The organism is Yersinia sp. 2466 StPb PI (assembly GCF_041538325.1).
Classification (GTDB): domain Bacteria; phylum Pseudomonadota; class Gammaproteobacteria; order Enterobacterales; family Enterobacteriaceae; genus Yersinia; species Yersinia enterocolitica_E.
Genome location: NZ_JAULSL010000001.1, coordinates 1,912,004 through 1,930,582 on the forward strand (window position 1 = coordinate 1,912,004; position 18,579 = coordinate 1,930,582).

An 18,579-nucleotide genomic window follows, 5' to 3' on the forward strand; every position below is an offset into this window, starting at 1 on the left:
ATTCACAATTAAGCTAATTAGCGCCGCCGCCATCGGCATTAGCTCGCCCCCGTTCAGCTACCTCCGTGAGCATGTCATCCATGGCTTCGGCGTTCTGAGTCAACAATTTGAAGTCATCAGGATGGAGCTGCAAAACCTGCTTTAAGCTTAAAGGCCCAGGGATTGAACCAATACTGGCGATTTGACGGCGTAATAACTCCAACCCCATCATCACTTCCGAGCAATACGCCACTGCTTTACCGGACTCACCGATAACAACACGCTCCGCTGCAAGCTGAGCATCAACGATATCTTTGGTGGTCAACTCACGTAATTGCACTTCGGTATGAAGGGTTTCATCGGGTGAACCCTTAGCTGTCACCAAACCATTAGGTAGCGTCATCGTCATTTGAGCCATGAGTTACACCTTAACCAAACGTGTGCCGATGAAATTAGCTTCAATCTCACCAGAGTCTTCACTGAGAGGTGTCGGGTTATCGGTGGCCGCACCGGTCAGCATGTAGGACAACCCGTTATCACCTTCAAACATGACAGTGACATTTTCCCAATTACTGATTTCAATCACGTCCACATCTTCAGCAGCGGCAATCGTTAACTGAATCGACGGTACCGCCATTTTGCGCGAATACCCCCAATGCTTGCCGCCGCCACTGTGCATAGTACGGGCGAACCCACCTGGGTTAAGGGTGGATTTACCCGCTGTTTTAATCTCACGGCCATTAACCCGAATCGATGCCATGCCTAAAATCATGATGCCCCCTTAGAGCTTGAATTGAATCAAACCAGCCAGAACGCGCAACTGATTGATGATGTTGGGATGGATGACAAAGTTCAGACGGTTCATATCGGTGGTGTCGCGGTAGACCTCTAACGTGTCCTTGTAGTTGTCGAAATCTTCTACAAGACCAACCGGCTCCAACTCTGTCAGGAAGATATCAAGCAACTCTTCTCGGCCTAGCTTAGGGGTCATGACTGGTTGACCTGGTTGCAGATGTTCCAACACATCATCACCGGCTAACTTGTGGCGGGGATAACGATTAGTGAAGCGGTTTTTAATGACATAACGGATATGGCCAAGGGTCGCCGGTGACGTGATATCAAGGTATGAAGTATCTGCATCACCAAAGCTATTAACGCGGTAAGTGGTGATTTCACGCTCAATACACACATTACTGCCGGCATCGACAAAATGTGTGGCCACACCATCGAACAGATGAAGATTGCGTTCAACAGGATCCCAGCGAACTTCTTTAGCCGCAGGAAGGATGCCGGTTAATGCGAGAGTTTGCAGGGGGCGAGCGGGGTCAATGGCCAAAGAATATGCCGCCGTTCCCGCATAAGCCGCCGCCCACAAGTAGGCTGGTTGTGGCGCAATGTTGGTTCCCATGCTGGTGATCAGGAAGTCATTACGATTGTTACCCCAGGTGCCAGTTTGGGCATGAGTACCACGAATGGCGGTATACGCAATGGCCTCCACCATGCGCAGTGGCCCCCAACGATCAAGCAGTTCATCACGTAAGGTATTCAGGCTGGCTACATCATTAAACGGGCAAACAATATGATTGAACCAGTCATCACCCAAAGCTGCAATAACACTGGTCATATCCGGTGTTCCGGTGCCGCCCGTGAATGCCGCAGTGGTAATACTTAAACCGGCAGGCGTTTGCTCACCCACGTAGTAATTAAGCCGTACATCGAGATCGTTTGTGGTTTGTCCACGCCACTTGGCAGTGAGTACCACGGTACCCGTTTCACCGGCTTTAACCGCAGCAATAACTGGTAACGATGGCAGTGCATTAATGGCTGCAACGATAGCATCAGCAATAGCAGTGGCCGCTTGCTCAGCTTTAACGCCGACTTGTACCGACTCACCACAGACCAATAACGATAATGTCCCAGCGGCGGTAGCGGTACCGGTAACAATAAGCTGAGAGGTTGCCGCAGCACCGGCGGCGATATCGTCAATCCCCATAGCCCAAGTTTCTGTATAGCTGTTGGCCTTACGCAAGGTTTTAAGCATTTCAGCCAACATAGAACCACGCCCAAACAACTGATTGGCCGTGCTGTCACTGGTAATGCGGTTTTGTGTCAGTGGTTCGGCAGCTCCGCTGGTCAGTTGCTGACCGATAACCAAAATCTTATGTTGTTGCGCCGGTGCGCCATTCAGTGCCAGGGAGTTATCAATTTCGATGTAAACCAGTGGCACGCGAATATCATTAGGAATTGAGCCTAGCGACATATTATTTCTCCACTTTTACAGTTTTAGCAGCCGGTGTATTGCTAACGGCTGGCTCAGTTTCAGCGACAGTGGGCGCGAGTTCTGTTACCTCTCTTACCTCAAGATCACCTTCAGAAATCCGGCGCAACCAGAACGCATTCAGGATTACCGTTTCCCCGTCAGCCGCCAGAAGCGAACCATCGGGCTTGCGTACCTGTAAGTTGGCCTTGGGTTTAAGCATTTTCATTTTCATTACTTTCTTGTCCTCTTACGGGGATAACGGCTTCAATGACAGGAACGCCAGATTTAGGCGTGGCGTGCATACCAAGCCGCAGGAAATCAGGTAACTCACTGATATCAAAATCAGTATCGAGTTTATATTCCTGATTCCACATTACGGCCCACATCGTCAGACCTAAATCATCCAGGCTGCCGCTGTAGATGTTATCGGCGGAAATAGCGTCAGCGCGCTTCTCGGCCCCCATACCTTTGGTCGATGCCATCTCAGTGATGCGGCGTACAATCTTGGCCACGATAATTTCACAACGCAGGTCACGGCCATATCCCCACGTATCAGTAGCCATCACATAAGCTGCAAAGGTTACAAGGCCCACAGTGCCACCGGCCTCATGCCGAATATCTCTGATGCGTAACGCAGCAATACGAACACAGCCATCACGATCAGATAAATATCGCTTCACTTCCGCTGGGGTATTGAACTGGCCAATGTGCCGCTCAACGACGGGAACCTGGTCAGGGTTATTGCCTTGAATAACTGGGTTTAGCCAGGCTGCAATTTTATCCGCTGCCGCAACTGTACTGCCAAGTGTGACCAGGCTAGGGCGTTCATTACTCACGGTAATACCTCTTTCCAAAAGTCACCGATAACATGCAACAGCTCTTTACTGTTGCTGCTCGAAAGGCCAAGAAACTCACGTTGTGCGATTGACATCATGCGGCTGTGAGCACCAACTGTTTGCCAAACGGGATGTTTAAGCACCCGTCCAAACGCCTGTTTAATCAGGCGTTGATGTGAGCCAACGGAAACGCTGCCATTAAACCCTTCCTGATGAACTCGGGCATATTCCAACGGCGTACCAACCCGTACCTGATTACGTTCAACAACATAGGTAATGCTATCGTTCAAATTCCCGTCACCTTGCAACAGGCTTTGATTTCCATGACGGGTTTTAGCATAACCGTCTGACCAATCCTGCCAGGCAGTGCCACTGGGTGATTCTTTCTCATCCGTGATACGCCTGCGGGTTTGGGTCTCGACAATCGCACCAAGGCTTTCCAGTAATTCACCACGCAAACCGCTATCCGCTAAACGCTCCACGGCCTGTTGAAGTTGGGCGAGTTTTTCTGTGCCGAACACTTCAACCTGAATCCCCATCACAACACCCCTTTCAGGCTGTTACGGGTGAATATGCGGGGGTTTTCACCGGTCATAATGACCTTGCCGCTGGTTGTTTCAGTCGGTTGCTCTAAGGTCGGTAATCCCAAATCACGCGTGCCATTCGCAATCTCTTTAATCACTTTGATAGCATCTTCATAGCGCTTACGAACCAGCTCAGTTGCCTGATTGTCTCTGTCAGCCAGCCAGTAAAAAGCGATTGAAATGGCTTGCCGGTTCAGCATTGACGGGACGGTCGTTTCCAACGGAACTTTAAAACGCCGTGACAAGAGCGAATTGATCTCTTCATCGGTAGCCGTCAGAGCCTTGGCAATGGCCACTTCATCGAGTGCGTTGGTTTCCCGATTAATGGCCACGTTCCAAACATAAGAACCGTCCGTATCAATCAAGTCCTGGCGGGTTACGTAAGCGCTCATCATTACTCTCCAGCCACAACAGGTACGACAGTCACGCGCAAATGAGGATCACGTTTTAAACGGGCCGCAGTATCAGCGCTGATAAATGGCGCAAGATTGCTGGTATCCGTTTTACCGCCATCGTTATCAGCAACAGACTCATCACTGACAAACACATTGATACCGGAATGAGGCCAGAACTGACCGCAACGATAAAACCCATTAACATGAACCGCTGAAACCAACAGCACTTCAGTCAATGCAACTTCACCAGACTGAGACAGGTCATTCATCAGCGAGCCGATTTGGGCTTGCGAAAGCTCAAGTTGGTCGGCGTCAAGTTGCGTCCCCGCTATGCTGGCTGATTCATGTGATTGGCGATTGTCTTCAATCACAATAGAAACAGTGCGAGTGGTATCACCCGTCACTCCAGTAATTGACTCATCCGGTTTCTGTGTCGCACTGAGTTGCTCAAGCTGAAGATTTCCTCCCGCATCCAGCGCTGTAACAGCCGACGCTGTAGCGTGTTTATCTTCCGGTGAAAGAACCGTTTCGATTTGCTTTTGCTTTGTTTTTCCACTCACTGTTCCGTCCTCTTTAAAGGGGGTTTTAGCGGGCGTTAAACACCCACTAAAGTTGGATAATATTGACTTAGCAAAACGGTTATGGCGTAACCGGTGGTGTGACGATGAATGGGCTATTCACAATTTCAACATCCTGGTAATAGATGTTGGAGTCACCACCGTCGACCAACATGGCATCAATCAAACGCTTAGCGGCTGCACGATTGCTTTTGCCCACAACCAAGGTGGTTGGTGTAATACCCAGCGGCGTGCCATTGTCCTTCAGCATTCCTTGCATCAGTTCCACTGCTTTCTCGTAGTTGGCGGCTGTCAACGGAGTGCGGGAGGCCACAGCGGTTTGCCAGAAACCAAAACCGACATTGGAACGCGCATCGACACCAAACAGGAATTCGTTGTTCTTGAAGGTATGCTCATTGCTTAAATCATCCAGCGCAGTGAAGTTAAAATCACGACGGTTCTGGTAGATGATTGGCTTAAGGATTTGAGAACCATCAATAAGGAACCACGGTTCACCCAGCTCTTCACCCGTGCCAACAATGTTGCTGTAGGTTTTACCCGCCATCGGATGGTCGGTATCAAAGAAGTTTTGGCCGTCGAAGCACAGCGTATGGAAACCAGCCACCAACAGCGGGAATGCCAGTTTGTCTGGGAAGATTGCAGTATCCTGGCCAATGCGCTGTGCAATGACCGAATACTGACCAACTTGATCATCTTCAATCGATTCGCGTTTAACTTTGATCGAGCTTTCCCAAGTCTTGTTGAAAATGGTGTAACCATTTTGGGCTAACTCCGCGAACTGGCGCGCACCAATCCACTCTTTGATTTCCGGCCATTCACCTAACCAGGCATAGGTATTGGACGCACCACCACTGGGGATGATCGTTGCGATTGCCTGATACAAGGGCTTGGCCCCATTAAGGCCTTTGGTATATGACGCATTTAGCGAAGTGCTGATTGCGTGCAAGATTTCAGCATTAGGAGTTGGCATTGCTGTTATTCCTCAGTGGTTTTCGGTTTAGCTGCCAGGAATTCATCTTGACTGATGCCCATACTGCGACACATCGCCAGCTCGGTATCAGTCAGTTCCGGCGCGTCGTTCTGACCATCTTTTTTCGGGACTGGTTTGGTATTAACAATCACCGGCGCACCCTTGACGAACTCAGTGAACTGTTGACGTCCACTTTCACTGCGGCAGGTGGCGAGGTACATATCGCGGTTTGCGGGAGCGACCTTGCCGCTGGCAATTGCTGAATCCACCAGAGAAGCAACGTCTTTCTCCGCCAGCACATTCAGTTTGGTTTCTGCTTCTGTGGCGCGGTTCAAGGCCAACTCATAGGTTTCCTTTGGCACAAACGTGCTTAGGTCAGGGTTTTGAGCACGGTTTAATGCCACTTGCTCTGCGGTTTTCAGGCTCTGGATAGCAGTGACACCGCTTTCAACGGTGGCATCTGCGCTCAGGCCCAACGCTGCCGCAATCAGTTCAGGCAGTTTCATATCGGTGTTCTCCGAGTTAAGGGCAGGAAAATCTAAATTGGGTTTGTTGGTCAGTCCGGCACTGGACAGCTTGGTAACCAATCCATCAGGGGTGTTATAAAATGCGGGGCTGTAATAGCGATATTTACGACCACGGACTTGCGCCGCGCCATCATCGTTCCAGTTGAATTTACCCATGATATAAGCACCCTCAATTCTTAGGTCTTCTATCCAGGCATAAGCGGGGGCCTCTTCGCCTTTTGGGCCTTTCAGTTCTGTGGCATGTTCAACATCAACAGGAATAAAGAGGCCAGCCAGCGACTTTGCAATTACCGCTTCAGGTTCATTGTTTACCCAAACACGGCCATCGCGCCCCTTAAACAGGCCAATAGGCAGCACAGGAAGCCATTCAGGAAGTGGCTCATCTTCTTTGCCAATATTCAGTTCGAAACAGAGAGCCAGGTAATTCGCAGGCATGGAAGTTATCCGCATAGGAGATCATGCAGACAGTGTGAAATGAATGGGGGGGATAGGTGGATTAACCGCTTTCCCTCTAATCGAGGTGCGGAACCGTGTTTAAAACACGTTTAAAAGCGCACAGGAACGTTTAACAAAAATCCTGTGCGTCATCGTATCACAATGCGGGTTAAGGTCACTACGGTAGGTTCAGGTGGGTTTCCCTGTGAAACTAACTATCACCATCGAATACTTGCTGTTTGGTATTGAGCTGACGCTCTAACGCAGCCTGTCGGTTGATTCCAGGATTGTAATTCCAGCCTGGGTCAATCCCTTCTGGGATTAACTCTTCTTCACCTGTTCGGTTATTCAACCACTTCACATTCTTGACAGGTGGAGCCTCAGTTTTTAATGGTGTCTTGGTTTTGCTGACCTGACCGGTAGGTAAACCATTATCATCATAGACAGCGGTGGTTTGTGTTGCGCCGTTCTCAAGCAACTGCTCATATTCATATTTACTGACCTGGCGAATACCGCATTTACAGCCCCAACCATTTGGCCCTGTGTGGGTTAACCAAAATGGATCATCAACCGGCAAACAGATATTGGCCCATTTCAAATGGTCTACACGATGTTCACGGGAGGGGCCAAGTGTATAGATCAAATATGGCATAGCACGTTTGGTTCGCTCTATGCGTTGCCACTGTCCTGCCGTTCTGGCGGTACGCATGTTGGTATCATAGATGGTCCGTAATCGACTTTCGCTCCCCAACTGTACTGTTTTAGTTTCATTGGTTAGTGGATCAACCATATCGCGGATACCCCACCACCCCCGCTTTACCAACAATGGCTCTAACACTTGCTGAAACTCTCTGAAGGTCTGGCCTGTTGCCAGTGCGTTGGTCACCAGCTCCTTTACGTCATTGAGTAAATCAAGTTGCGTCATCTTTGCAACAGTAAAGGCCGCGCTATGCTCTTCAAGCCAAACATCACGGAAATCAAATCCAGGCTGAAGTTTTTTAGCCTTAAACCAGGCCAGAGCTTCTTTCGGTACAATATCGGGAATTTTATCCGGCATCACTCACATCCCCCATGCCCCGAGCCTGAAAACAAAGCCGCGCTAGTTGGTCAATAAATTCGTCTGCATCCAGGCTGGCCTGTAATTCAGGCAAACGAGCAAGAAAATCTTCATAACTGGCGGCATCACTGGCTAGCGCTAACACCGGATTAGTGAATGCAGAGCCAACACGCTGCCAATCGCTAATCCCTTCACGGGTCAGCGAGTCAATATCATCAGGGGCAGATTGGCGATTAAGGGCGATATTTTCACGGTTTAGTGCGGTGAACATACCAGCACTACTATTCAGACTACTGGTAGGCTGAAGAATATCGGAACCGGCTTCCGGTTCGGGTAATCCGAATTTGTCACGTAATACTGACGCCTGCACTTTCATGCCACGATCAATCAGTGGGATTAACGCATCCACTAAGGCTTTCAGGTTCTCTGGCTCGTTAATACGCAGACAGACGTTCGGATAGTTATCTTGAGGGCCATAGTTGAGCATGATGAATGGCCGTACCAGAAACTCATTCAGCGTATGCTCAAGCTGACGGGCATCCCAACGGGCTATATCCATCCGAACCTGATTATGAACATTAGCCTGACTCTGGCTGCTACCATCATCAGTGGTCATTGTCTGGCCCAACACCGCTTTACTGGTTTGTGCGTCGCACCATTCGGCCATCCCCTTGAACAGGTCACCGCCCCCCTGACGGCTGGCCGTTTCAACCATATCAATCTGCATTGATGCTGGAATGGCGCACCCCGCATCCGATGCCAAGGATGCTATAGCATCTATCAAGGTCTGGATATCTTCTGTGCTGGCGTTCGGACCATACTTTCCGAGCGTGATCGGCAAACCAAATTTCTCACCGAAAGCCCACCAGTCACGGACGGTAAAGGATTTCAGCATATACATTACCGCCACCAAACGCGCCAGACCATTACGCAACGGCAAGCCAGATTTCAATCTTGGCTGATGGACGATGTACTTGTATGCGGCCAATGGTTCGCCATGGAATGGTTGCGCTTCGGTCAGAACGTGAACTTGCCGTAACGTCTCGGCATCCATCTTCAGAAACCGTGGGTCAACCCACGAATAGTCACGCGGCACCCATTGGGTGCTTGATGAGATATCCCACAGGATTTCTACTACTGCAATGCCTTTTCCTAAGCCATCGAGTAAATCAAATAGCAGCTCTGGTATTTGTGGCCGTTCAATCATCATCCGTACTGCATCGGCTATTTCAATATCACGGGCATCATCACTGGCGGCTTCTACTGTAGGTTCTATCCCAGCCACGGTCAGCTTTCGGGTACGCAGCACACTTGAATAATGCAGGTCACGTTCTTCCATCTCTTCAGCCAGGATAAAATAATCCAGTGCATTACCTTCAGCCGCCTGGCGCAGTACACCTGCTAGTCGTCGAGGATTCAAGGTGCTGGCCACGCTGATACCTGAGTTAGCTCGGCGCATACCGGTGGAGCGAGCGCGGGTTTGCTCTTCCTTAAGTTCATCTTTATTCACCGTTACCGCTTCGCCGGTAGCAGGATTAAACAGATTGCGGATAGCACCGGTCAGTTTGTTTAACATCAGAGTAGTCCTCGCTGATTTTTCAGCCCACGGGTGGTATGTAACTGGCGGCGTTCTTCGCGCTCATCTGGTCGTTCGGGTTTATTGAGCTTGTGCAGTTCGTAGCGACGGCAGTCTTCTTTACTGGCCAGAAATGCCAGGAAGATTGCAATAGCTGCATCGCCATGGCGTTTCTTGCCGTCAGTGCCGGTGGTGCGACTGTCATCAATGCCTGGTACACCGCGCAATATCTGAATAGCGCCCAAGTCGTTAATCACATCTTCATGTTTCGGCACTACCAGTTCGTTATCTTCAAACGCCGATTTAAAGCGCGGCATATTTTCACGGTAGTGCGGAACAGAAAGCATCACTTGTTCCACTTCGTTACCGTAGCGATAGGCCGCTTGCTCGGCCAGATATTGACCATTACCACGCGCATCCAGCTTGATACCGTCACGACGTGGCAAGCGATCACAAATGAAATACAGTGCCTGTTCTTGCTGCTTGAAAGGGACGTTAGCCAGTTCGACCAAGAAAGGAATCTCACGGGTGGTATCGTCATTGACCGTGATCGGCGCAAATACAGTTAAGTCGCCATTACGAGCAAAGTCTTCACCCAGCGCATGACGTAAGTGGGTAGGTAAACGGTTGAGCACAGGTAATACAATTTGCTCTAGCCATTCCTGCATCTCCAGTGCACGCATAGGCTCGGATAAGGCATTGAATTCAGCGGAGCCAGTAAAGCGTAGAACAGGGCCAGCCCCCCGCGCAGCACGCTCACGGATGGAACGCGGTAAATACACACCGCTGCCGCTTTTCGGCTCGCAGTAATATTCTTCCCTGGCATCTTCCGGCGTGGCGGTGTCTTTCAATAAGTTGCCTTTCCACTCGTCTTCAGCCACCTGGCTCCACTCTTTACGTGTGACCTGACAGATACGACGATAAAGCCCCTCGCTACAGGCAATATCAATATCAATACGGTGAACGGAGTAGCGTTTTTTACCTGCGCGGCTGTCGGTGATAATGGTATTAAAGAGGTTATCAATACCATTATGTGTAGAAATAAGCCGTACTTTAGAACCCCACATTGTCAGTGCCAGCGCCGCTTTAAGTACTGCCGCAAGGTCACTCTGGAATGCCGACTCATCGATAATGACATTGCCCTGCATCCCACGTAAATTCGAGGGATTGGACGACAGCGCCTTAATTTTGAATCCGCTGGCAAAATTGATGACATAAACCAGAATGTCCTTATCTTCATCTGCCAACACCTCTTCACCGATATCAGACGCCGCCCAATCATAAGCTTTCGCCCACATCGAACAGGCATCGATAAACTCCCGTGCCATGTCTTTCGTCGTGCCGACATAGAAAGTGTCACAGCCACCGGCACTGGGAGCCATTGAACCGTTAAGCGCAGCGTCTGCCGCTTCTGCCCAAGTCAAACCGGTACGGCGTGACTTCTCGGCAATTTTCAGTTGGGAAGTATCAGCAATCCAGCGCCGCTGATAGGGAAGCAGCACTTGGTCAGCATCGAACTCACCCGATAAAATGGCCGATGCAGACTGATTACGCAGTTGCTCATGTTGTGGCGTTAAGGGGGGCATTATGCAATCCCCAAAATCTGGCGACGAATATCAGCCGCAGTTTCAGCAGAAAGCCCAGCTTGCTTGGTGATTTTTTCGGTTTGAGCGGCAACCTCTTCAGCAAATGCTTGGCGTATCTCTTTTTCGCGCTTATGGCTGACCATCTGCGCCTGCTCAATGCGCTGCGCCACCAGTGCCAATTGCCCCAAAGCTTTCGGCTCTACATGTTCCTCACCTTCAGCCAGCTTCATCGATGTTTCAAAAGCCAGCGTTTTGACAAACTCCATCAACAACTTGCCGATATCAGTGGTGGGGGTCTCACCAAATTTTGTTACCCATACATCAGCCATCTCCCGCGACTGACGGATACGTGATCCAATGGACTCCATACGGCTGGCATAGCGGTTTAACCCTGTACGACTCACCCGCATCTCTTCAGGTAATGCATGGCCATCAATCAGCTCGTTAACCGCTTCCCTGATTTGTTCCTGGGTATAGCGTTTATCGCGCAACATCTGATGGAGTGCATCGCGAATAGGTTCAGGTAGCAAATCAATCTTTGATGGTCGGCCACGGGTTGGGCGTTCATCGCTCATGCTTGCTCCTTGCTATTTCTAACTGATTTTTACGCTGTTTTTTTATGGCTCTCGCTAGAGTTTTCCAAACGCGGTCATATTCAGGATGGGACGATAGAAAGGTGTTGAGAAAACCATCTGGGGCTGTGGCATCGTATGGGGTACCCTTTGCCTTTTCATAGGCTTGCGCAATAACTTCCCGCTCTATTTCGCTGCAAACCAGAACGGCGGCAAGCTTATCAAAAATACCTCGTTGCGCTGCGGTATAGGGTTTTAATTTTGACATATCAACCCCTTGCCCGTGGTTTCTTAACACCCGGAACAGACGCCAACCCATTCGCCACATCTTCACCACGGCCAGTCATTCGGGCGACAAAGCAACCGGCTACATCGGTCAGACTGACCAACCGTTGCTCACTGAGCCAGCTCAAGTGGGTACGAACTGAATCGCGAGAAAGGCGATGGCCATAGGCTTCCAGGCACGTTTGCAAAACTGACTCGTTGGCACTTTCGCCGCACTCCAACAGGGAGCGCAAAATAACCAACCGTTGATCGCTATCGAGAATGTCACGCATCGCCATTCCTCACTTATCCTTTAATTCGTTTTCTAACAGCAGGTCACTGATACGCTGTACTTGCTGTAATTTAGGCCCGAGTGACAGTAGTTCGCCGCGCAAGCTACTAATTTCCAACTGAAGCTGGTGAAGCTCTTTCTGGCTTGGTAATGCCGAAATAGAGGATTGAATCGATTGAATTTGTATTTTAAGTAATTCAATCTCTTCACGTTTCACATAAGTCTTCGCCAAAAACATTTGAATAAGATTGACCGCTGACATAAACAGCGCCCAGACAATGGCCCAGTTACTTCTTATAAACTCCCACTCCATGCTGGGCCTCCTTCAATTCTTTGATTTGCTGGCATGTCACACATCGAACAGCATCAAGTGCTAAACGCTGTGGGGGAATATTCTCCCCACAGTCGTTACAAAAACCGTATTCAATTGGAGCTTCTTTAACACGGTTTAAATGGGCGTTTAACGCCCGTTGTCGGTCATTAATTTCAATGTCACTTGCGCGGTCAAAATCATCCATTATTTGACCGCCGGTAACTTGTGTTTACTGGATTTGCTGAATCGGGCAAAACCATCAAGAGTACGAAAGCCTAGATAACCCAATGCTGGTGTTGCTAGCATCAGTGCAATATTCCAATCAGGTTCAGGCATAGATATCAGGTGACCCGCCGCAGAAGCGACAGATGCCGCCTGTAATCCGATTGACAGCAACAGAACGTAAAAGATAGAGCTATACAGTGACAATCGGGCCATGAGGGGACGGGTGCGACGCACATATTCATCAACTGCGTTATCGCCGTTCCTGATAGTTTCTTGCGTCTCATGATGTTCAGCCTGGCCATCAGCCAACACCATCTTCTGACGATCAAGTTCAATCTGTTGCAATTGCACTTTCAACGCCTCTAACTGAACAAATTGCTCAGGGGGCAGGTTTGCTAGTTTCTGTTCCAATATGCGTTGTCGGTCTTCTGGGTTTACCGCCTGGTTAATGCTTTCAACGATACCAGCGACACCATCGGCAGTGCTCGCCGTGCCGCCGCCGAACCATCCTCCCACCGTGCGTAAAAAGGTTGGGCCAGCTTTAAGCAATACACTGGCAACGGCCGAAAGTGTTATCGGGTCCATAGTGCTCCCCAATATTTAATGGTTTTGCGAAATAGTGGGAAAGCAATAAAACCTAATACCGCAATAGGCAGACTTACCCAACCAATGAAATGCCAACCAACCAACCCAGCAATCCAAATGCAACCACCACTAATACTTCCCATCCCATAATCAAACAATCTTGTATGCCATTGGGTTTTAAATGGCTGCGAATATATGAATTCTGAGAAAATCACAAATCCAGAAATAAAGGCCCCACACCACACAGCCACGACATACCAACCTGCAAAGAGTGTTAAAGCCAACGGAACAAAAATAACGGCCACAGAAAGCAGCAACATGAAATATTTAGATTTGAAAAGGCTAAGAAGTTTTACCATAGTATTTTTCCTTGTAACGCTGGCATTGCCAGGCAATATCTGTAGGGGCTACTGAATCCCATCCTCGTTTATAGAAAACGGCATGAGTCCCATCGCATCCGGTGTAATCAACTGGCTCAGGCCTGGGGCCATTTGCCAGCCTAAATAACACTTCTTTTTTGAGCCGGTCGCGGCGACCAGCACGACAACTGTCATCCCAGCCTTTACCCATGATTAGCTTCGGGTTACTGAATGAGAGCCGCCAACAACTTCCCAACAAGCGTTGGAAACCGCATCCAAACGATTGAACCAACCGTTCAGATATTTAGCCTGGGAAGAATTGGATTTAATAATTTCAGCGTAATAGCGGCTGCGGCGTAGGATGTAGCGAGTTAAAAGCCACTCAGGATCAGCACTGATAACAGCGGCGGTTGTTTTAGGGCCAACAATGCCATCAGCCACAACCCCCGCAGCCTCTTGTAGCAGACAAAGGGCTTTTTTGACGCCATGCTGTACCGCTGAATCAAAGACCAGCAGGGAAATGCCATCTGGCCAACTAGGGCAGTAGGAGGGATACCAGTAGTCGCGGTAATAAATTTGCGTGGCCTGGTCTAACGTGAGGTCTTTGATGCGCGTGTCGGGTTTGCTATCACCATCAACATCGGTCATGCCATCAGCCAAACCATCACGTTTATCGGAGATCCCCCAATGGGTTTCTCCACCTTTGTCCGTAGGGTCATTGACATAGCCCCCTTCGGAGCCAAGAACAAAAGCGATAGCATGAAGTAATGCAGGGGAGGAAATAACAGCGTTCATTTGCACCTCTGGAACATGGAAACCGGTTAATCCGGTATTTGTTCCAGTGTGCTACGGGCATAAAAAAAGCCGGATTAACCGGCTTCATTGTATTTTTATGGTTTTAATTCCAGGTAACAAACCCTTCAACCATACAGGCTAATGCAGGGACATTACCGATAGACAAATATTGTGTGGTGAAGTTATAGCCATCAACAAGGTCGGAGCCTTCGTTGAGATTTAGCGCTGACTGTTGAATTAGTCCTTTAATTTTGTTTGAAGCATCTACAGTAACATTTTGCATAGCGACTTCTGCTAACTTCAAACAAACGTCAATAACATGCTGTGCTTCAGTGTCCGTATTTTTCTCTGAAATAAGACTGAATACAGTAACTGAATCATCAGCGATAGAGTAGACGTCGCTACCAACCCGCGCACTTTTAATTGCTGTGCTATCCGGGGCTTCAGCATTTTTCCACTTATCGGCCTTAACCAATCCTAATGACTCAAAGCGTTTAATTAGTGTATTTTCATCCGGTAAGCGCGTGTCAGCAATAGCAAGACTCATACTGAATGATAACGCTAATAAAAGACCGATCAGCTTAGTCACAAACATGTCCATTGCTCCTTAAAATAGTTCCGGTTGTCTTTTCTTGCTTTCTAACTTTCTCATCCGTCGGATAGCTTTATACACTGTTTTATAAGTTACATGATAGCGCTCAACCAGTTCATGAATGTTATGCCCATCAAAATCGCGCCAGATACGCATATCACGTACCAAGTCCTCTAACACCTGACCGCGCGGAAAATAGACCTGACTACCGCCAATCTGCTTGCTGATGGCTACTACCAATTCCAATGAATGCTTACCGTTACCGCCCAACCGTTCCAACTCACAGCGCAACAGTTCATTTATCTGCTTCAATAACTCAGGGAAACGGCCACGTTCAGAATCTCCCCCTTCCAAATGCTCCAGAATAGAATCATCCTGACTATCGTCGAATAGCTCTAAGTTATCAGCCATTTTGCTCACCTCGATTACGCGCTAACCACTCTTTCCCGCCAGGCATGGTTGATACATCTTGGCCAAGCCGGTTCATATGGCTCAAATATTCATCACGCCGACGCTCATGATCGACTACATTGCTAGCCGCGTTTTTTTCACGGGCGGCAATATTGCTGGATTGTGCAAATACCTGTTCAGATGACTGATAGACCGTCTTCAAATAGTTATGATTTGATAACGGTTTTTTATCCCCAAGCGCACGTTTCTCACGAATACGCTCAACAGTTTCACTAAGTGCATGGGCCAGAACGCGACCTGGCGCGTAAAGCTCTAATACTTCGGATGCCAACTTGAGGGCGCGGCTATTGCTTAGGTTAGATTTTTCACGGCGAAATAGACCGATATAAGCAACAAGATGCCGCGCACAGCTACCAGGTAGGTCTGCAATTATTTTCAGTAGCTGACGGCTGGCATCATCTTCACACAACGCCTCAAGATGCCAATCAGTGTGACAAATAGGGCAACGGCTGAGTTTCATAAGCTGGCCTCATAGGCATTTGCAATAACGGGATAATCACGCGACTCATCACCGGTCATAGGGTTAACAGGCAGAGCTTTACGGCGAGCCACCATTGATTCGAGCATCAGCCGGATATGCCACTGTTTGATGCACTCAAGCACACGGAACGCCAGCCAGCCATCAAGCCAACCCACTTCGGCAACACCTACACCTTTATTGAGCTGCGAGGTCATGCGTCTAACATAGGCGTTCAGTGCCAGTTCATCATCACTACCGACAAATCCATGTAAAAACATGGTATTCCAAACGGCCCGAATTTTAGGGATTTCCGCAGCCCGTGAAAGGCCTTTTGAATTGGGTTTAACCCGAGGTGTTGGCTTCTTAAAATGGCGTTTAAACCCCCGTTGCTGGAACTCGGAATACACATCTTGCAGTTCCTGAAAAGACATCACGGAGCAGCTTGTTTTGCCATTGGCGGCATTGGCCAGTAATACCCGATACGTATCGTCATCAAGTTTTAATTGGCTTTTGGCAATATGAATCAGGCGTATAAGTTGAGGCTTATTCATAGTCTTTCCTCGATTTAGGCGTAAGCCAGCCCTGACGGGTTTACGCCATATTTAAAGTGGTTTAATAAAGTTTTAAATTATCCTGCGGGAGTTAATGCCTTAATATTGGCAAACCAAGGTTCAAGACTTATTTCAACAATAACCCCCTGATTAAAGTCACCCGCTGCTGCAACTGTTCTGACTGCTTTACCACCCCGTAATACTTTATTGGGCTGATAAATAAAGCCACTGCCAACAGGGTATTTTTTATTAAACTCTTTAGCGTTCATTCAAACCCCCGCGATATCTAAGCTGATTTGCACATATTTACCATTTCCCAGACGCTCATAAATCCGCAAATACTGACTGGTGCCACTAATCTGGATTGAATCAGCGATAGCATCCATCGCTTCCAGCCAGCGTGGGTCATCAATATCAACCTGACGTAATCTTAAAACTTCATTGATATCAATGCGGCCTTGTTTATTGACGCGAAAAGCATGATCCACCAGAGCTTTGATTTTGTCATCTGCACCATCTGACCACTCAGTTACACAGTCATCAATCAGCTTTTTTGCTGCCTGAATCCGCTCATCGAATACGCGATGGTCGCCCACAGCACGCAATATTTTAAACTGACCATCAAAGCTCGGCAGTGTCACATTGCCCTTGGTGCCACCATATTCCACACCGTACTCTTTGGATGACAAGTCAATGAAGTCCTCTATTTGCTTCATTGATGCAGCTTTGAAAGCTGCCATGGCCACGCGCAGCGCCTTAGCCGCTTCAACAATACTTAACACCGTATCATCACGCAGATTATCAATAGGCCGAATTAAATTTTCTGGTACAAGATAGCCTTGACCATTCCGACGATAGCCAGATTGTTCGATTTCTTTATTCATGGTTATTTCCTTTGTCCAGAATACTGCAATATGTTTTAAAGACTCTCTGAGTGAAATGAATCAGTGCATCGCACCCCTCACGTTGGTCATTAGCTTCAGGTACACCCGGAACAAGTAATTGTTCATTAATTCGCGAGTGACGTGCATTTATCTCAATAGATTCACGCACTTCTTTTTCTAATCCTTTAATTACCGGTAAAGCTCCATTGGGAAGTGTTTTGCCAAATTCAATTAGCCCACTGGCCCAGGCATATGCAATGAGTGTCATTTTCTATCTCCAATAAATAATGCAACCTTGAATTGTTGTGGCTGAGACTGCGTGATAGTTGTGCGCTTTACGTTTAAGGTCGGCATCAGGTGCTTTTACTTCCACGATGGGGCGGGAACGGCTCACATTCACATGTTTAATTTCAACATTTCGCCGTTGCAGCCAGCCGAGCGCATTAACCAGTTTGGTTGGATTAATCATATTGAAATGCCCTCTAAATCTTTTACCGCATCACGAATATGTTTTTCGCCAAGCCTTTCATTGCTACCGGTGGCAAACATAGACGCTAACCGCAAGGTGTGTGAAATAGTCCGTAATGCCCCTGGTTTCTCTGACAGCATTTGGATCAGTTCACGCTCAGCCTTATCAAATAAGCCCCAAGCATCGGCGATGGCATCAACATCAGCCTTTTTAGTTTTTAGGATAGAAACCTTTTTAGCTATACGGCTAAATAAACGAGCAAAGTCCATATTGCGGCTATTACCGCCCGTTAACTTGCTATATACCTGATGGTTACCAACCAATGTCAGACCAACAGCGGTTTCTTCCTGCAAAATACGCAGTTCTTCTAATACCGGATATTCCAGATGGTCAGCTTCATCGATAATAATTAAACCATTTGTTCCACGTAATTTGCGACGAATAGCGCGACCTAATTGACCGGAACGACGAGGGGCATCACCAATACCAATTTCTAGTGCCAGCTCATATAGACACTCACTGAGGCTGGCGCGGGATGGTGAAACCGTAATCAGCCAGACGTTAGGACGATCGGCAACGAACTGCTGCAAAGAGCGCGTTTTCCCTACACCAGAATTGCCATAAATAACCGTGATGCATTGTGCTATTTGTGAATATTGCAGCGCATTCCAAATTTGTTTTACTGTGCGGGTTTCAATGAAATCAGGGGCTGCTGGCATTTCAGTGGTACGGCGTTTACGGTTATCAAGCCAGACGCTTAATTTAGTCGCGATATTATGATTGTCACCCTTATATTCACCTTTCATAAACTGTGAGATAGAGCCGGTTGAAATACCAACTTCACGCGAAACCGCAGCATAAGTGACGTCAGAGCTGTCAACAATAGTGCGAATAGTTTCCCGAATATCGGCAATTTTTTCTTGCTGTTGTTCTAAATCAATTACGTTACTCATTATATATCTCC

General features: G+C 48.3%; 31 protein-coding genes. All 31 read right to left on the reverse strand.

What is annotated here, in order from left to right:
• Positions 1-13: 13 nt before the first annotated feature.
• The gene (locus Q2T72_RS08605; RefSeq protein WP_372568972.1) at positions 14-397 is read right to left on the reverse strand and encodes a phage tail assembly protein; all 384 of its coding nucleotides are present in this window, start codon (positions 395-397) and stop codon (positions 14-16) included.
• A 3-nt stretch (positions 398-400) separates the two neighbouring features.
• A complete protein-coding gene (locus Q2T72_RS08610; RefSeq protein WP_038892513.1) occupies positions 401-754 on the reverse strand; it encodes a phage tail tube protein in 354 nt (117 codons plus the stop codon).
• A gap of 6 nt (positions 755-760) precedes the next feature.
• Positions 761-2,239 (reverse strand): phage tail sheath subtilisin-like domain-containing protein, encoded by a 1,479-nt coding sequence (locus tag Q2T72_RS08615; protein ID WP_372568973.1) that lies wholly within the window; start codon positions 2,237-2,239, stop codon positions 761-763.
• Position 2,240: 1 nt separating this feature from the next.
• Positions 2,241-2,471, reverse strand: coding sequence for a DUF2635 domain-containing protein (locus Q2T72_RS08620; protein ID WP_372568974.1), 231 nt, complete (start codon positions 2,469-2,471; stop codon positions 2,241-2,243).
• Complete coding sequence (locus Q2T72_RS08625; protein WP_221872400.1) at positions 2,452-3,075, reverse strand: hypothetical protein; 624 nt, start codon at positions 3,073-3,075, stop codon at positions 2,452-2,454. Before Q2T72_RS08625 ends, Q2T72_RS08620 begins: the two co-directional genes overlap by 20 nt.
• Positions 3,072-3,614 (reverse strand): phage virion morphogenesis protein, encoded by a 543-nt coding sequence (locus Q2T72_RS08630; protein ID WP_023160757.1) that lies wholly within the window; start codon positions 3,612-3,614, stop codon positions 3,072-3,074. The genes Q2T72_RS08625 and Q2T72_RS08630 overlap by 4 nt, the downstream gene beginning before the upstream one ends.
• The gene (locus Q2T72_RS08635; protein ID WP_271293393.1) at positions 3,614-4,054 is read right to left on the reverse strand and encodes a gp436 family protein; all 441 of its coding nucleotides are present in this window, start codon (positions 4,052-4,054) and stop codon (positions 3,614-3,616) included. Before Q2T72_RS08635 ends, Q2T72_RS08630 begins: the two co-directional genes overlap by 1 nt.
• Positions 4,054-4,614 (reverse strand): hypothetical protein, encoded by a 561-nt coding sequence (locus Q2T72_RS08640; RefSeq protein ID WP_372568975.1) that lies wholly within the window; start codon positions 4,612-4,614, stop codon positions 4,054-4,056. The genes Q2T72_RS08635 and Q2T72_RS08640 overlap by 1 nt, the downstream gene beginning before the upstream one ends.
• Before the next feature lie 79 nt (positions 4,615-4,693).
• Positions 4,694-5,602 carry a Mu-like prophage major head subunit gpT family protein gene (locus tag Q2T72_RS08645; RefSeq protein WP_023160754.1) on the reverse strand — a complete coding sequence of 303 codons (909 nt, stop codon included), beginning with the start codon at positions 5,600-5,602 and terminating at the stop codon, positions 4,694-4,696.
• Between the two features lie 5 nt (positions 5,603-5,607).
• The gene (locus Q2T72_RS08650) at positions 5,608-6,564 is read right to left on the reverse strand and encodes a phage protease (protein ID WP_372568976.1); all 957 of its coding nucleotides are present in this window, start codon (positions 6,562-6,564) and stop codon (positions 5,608-5,610) included.
• 211 nt (positions 6,565-6,775) lie between these two features.
• The gene (locus Q2T72_RS08655; protein WP_372568977.1) at positions 6,776-7,621 is read right to left on the reverse strand and encodes a phage minor head protein; all 846 of its coding nucleotides are present in this window, start codon (positions 7,619-7,621) and stop codon (positions 6,776-6,778) included.
• A complete protein-coding gene (locus Q2T72_RS08660) occupies positions 7,611-9,197 on the reverse strand; it encodes a DUF935 domain-containing protein (protein ID WP_372568978.1) in 1,587 nt (528 codons plus the stop codon). Before Q2T72_RS08660 ends, Q2T72_RS08655 begins: the two co-directional genes overlap by 11 nt.
• A complete protein-coding gene (locus Q2T72_RS08665; protein ID WP_372568979.1) occupies positions 9,197-10,783 on the reverse strand; it encodes a terminase large subunit domain-containing protein in 1,587 nt (528 codons plus the stop codon). The genes Q2T72_RS08660 and Q2T72_RS08665 overlap by 1 nt, the downstream gene beginning before the upstream one ends.
• Positions 10,783-11,358 carry a DUF3486 family protein gene (locus Q2T72_RS08670; protein ID WP_050131247.1) on the reverse strand — a complete coding sequence of 192 codons (576 nt, stop codon included), beginning with the start codon at positions 11,356-11,358 and terminating at the stop codon, positions 10,783-10,785. Before Q2T72_RS08670 ends, Q2T72_RS08665 begins: the two co-directional genes overlap by 1 nt.
• On the reverse strand, positions 11,348-11,623 hold the full coding sequence (locus Q2T72_RS08675) for a hypothetical protein (RefSeq protein ID WP_372568980.1): 276 nt from the start codon (positions 11,621-11,623) through the stop codon (positions 11,348-11,350). Before Q2T72_RS08675 ends, Q2T72_RS08670 begins: the two co-directional genes overlap by 11 nt.
• 1 nt (position 11,624) lies before the next feature.
• Positions 11,625-11,912 (reverse strand): hypothetical protein, encoded by a 288-nt coding sequence (locus Q2T72_RS08680; RefSeq protein WP_038892572.1) that lies wholly within the window; start codon positions 11,910-11,912, stop codon positions 11,625-11,627.
• A gap of 9 nt (positions 11,913-11,921) precedes the next feature.
• Entirely contained in the window at positions 11,922-12,224 is a 303-nt protein-coding gene (locus Q2T72_RS08685) for a DUF2730 family protein (protein WP_023160746.1), read from the reverse strand.
• The gene (locus Q2T72_RS08690) at positions 12,199-12,429 is read right to left on the reverse strand and encodes a TraR/DksA family transcriptional regulator (protein WP_050131251.1); all 231 of its coding nucleotides are present in this window, start codon (positions 12,427-12,429) and stop codon (positions 12,199-12,201) included. The genes Q2T72_RS08685 and Q2T72_RS08690 overlap by 26 nt, the downstream gene beginning before the upstream one ends.
• Positions 12,429-13,034, reverse strand: a complete 606-nt coding sequence (locus tag Q2T72_RS08695; RefSeq protein ID WP_023160744.1) for a hypothetical protein — start codon at positions 13,032-13,034, stop codon at positions 12,429-12,431. Before Q2T72_RS08695 ends, Q2T72_RS08690 begins: the two co-directional genes overlap by 1 nt.
• A complete protein-coding gene (locus tag Q2T72_RS08700; protein WP_050158032.1) occupies positions 13,022-13,393 on the reverse strand; it encodes a hypothetical protein in 372 nt (123 codons plus the stop codon). Before Q2T72_RS08700 ends, Q2T72_RS08695 begins: the two co-directional genes overlap by 13 nt.
• Positions 13,377-13,604 carry a hypothetical protein gene (locus tag Q2T72_RS08705; RefSeq protein WP_372568981.1) on the reverse strand — a complete coding sequence of 76 codons (228 nt, stop codon included), beginning with the start codon at positions 13,602-13,604 and terminating at the stop codon, positions 13,377-13,379. The genes Q2T72_RS08700 and Q2T72_RS08705 overlap by 17 nt, the downstream gene beginning before the upstream one ends.
• A gap of 2 nt (positions 13,605-13,606) precedes the next feature.
• Positions 13,607-14,188 (reverse strand): glycoside hydrolase family 108 protein, encoded by a 582-nt coding sequence (locus Q2T72_RS08710; RefSeq protein WP_372568982.1) that lies wholly within the window; start codon positions 14,186-14,188, stop codon positions 13,607-13,609.
• Positions 14,189-14,291: 103 nt separating this feature from the next.
• Entirely contained in the window at positions 14,292-14,783 is a 492-nt protein-coding gene (locus Q2T72_RS08715) for a hypothetical protein (RefSeq protein ID WP_050158027.1), read from the reverse strand.
• Between the two features lie 12 nt (positions 14,784-14,795).
• Positions 14,796-15,191: a Mor transcription activator family protein gene (locus tag Q2T72_RS08720; protein WP_050131260.1), complete on the reverse strand. Its 396-nt coding sequence runs from the start codon at positions 15,189-15,191 to the stop codon at positions 14,796-14,798.
• On the reverse strand, positions 15,184-15,711 hold the full coding sequence (locus tag Q2T72_RS08725) for a hypothetical protein (protein ID WP_057630018.1): 528 nt from the start codon (positions 15,709-15,711) through the stop codon (positions 15,184-15,186). Before Q2T72_RS08725 ends, Q2T72_RS08720 begins: the two co-directional genes overlap by 8 nt.
• Complete coding sequence (locus Q2T72_RS08730; protein ID WP_050158024.1) at positions 15,708-16,262, reverse strand: gp16 family protein; 555 nt, start codon at positions 16,260-16,262, stop codon at positions 15,708-15,710. Before Q2T72_RS08730 ends, Q2T72_RS08725 begins: the two co-directional genes overlap by 4 nt.
• A 77-nt stretch (positions 16,263-16,339) precedes the next feature.
• Positions 16,340-16,531, reverse strand: a complete 192-nt coding sequence (locus Q2T72_RS08735; RefSeq protein WP_050131264.1) for a hypothetical protein — start codon at positions 16,529-16,531, stop codon at positions 16,340-16,342.
• Positions 16,532-17,146 (reverse strand): DUF3164 family protein, encoded by a 615-nt coding sequence (locus tag Q2T72_RS08740; RefSeq protein ID WP_050131266.1) that lies wholly within the window; start codon positions 17,144-17,146, stop codon positions 16,532-16,534.
• Positions 17,139-17,414: a hypothetical protein gene (locus Q2T72_RS08745; RefSeq protein WP_050131268.1), complete on the reverse strand. Its 276-nt coding sequence runs from the start codon at positions 17,412-17,414 to the stop codon at positions 17,139-17,141. Before Q2T72_RS08745 ends, Q2T72_RS08740 begins: the two co-directional genes overlap by 8 nt.
• Before the next feature lie 3 nt (positions 17,415-17,417).
• A complete protein-coding gene (locus Q2T72_RS08750) occupies positions 17,418-17,615 on the reverse strand; it encodes a hypothetical protein (protein WP_050158023.1) in 198 nt (65 codons plus the stop codon).
• Entirely contained in the window at positions 17,612-18,568 is a 957-nt protein-coding gene (locus Q2T72_RS08755; RefSeq protein ID WP_050158021.1) for an AAA family ATPase, read from the reverse strand. Before Q2T72_RS08755 ends, Q2T72_RS08750 begins: the two co-directional genes overlap by 4 nt.
• Positions 18,569-18,579 lie beyond the last annotated feature (11 nt).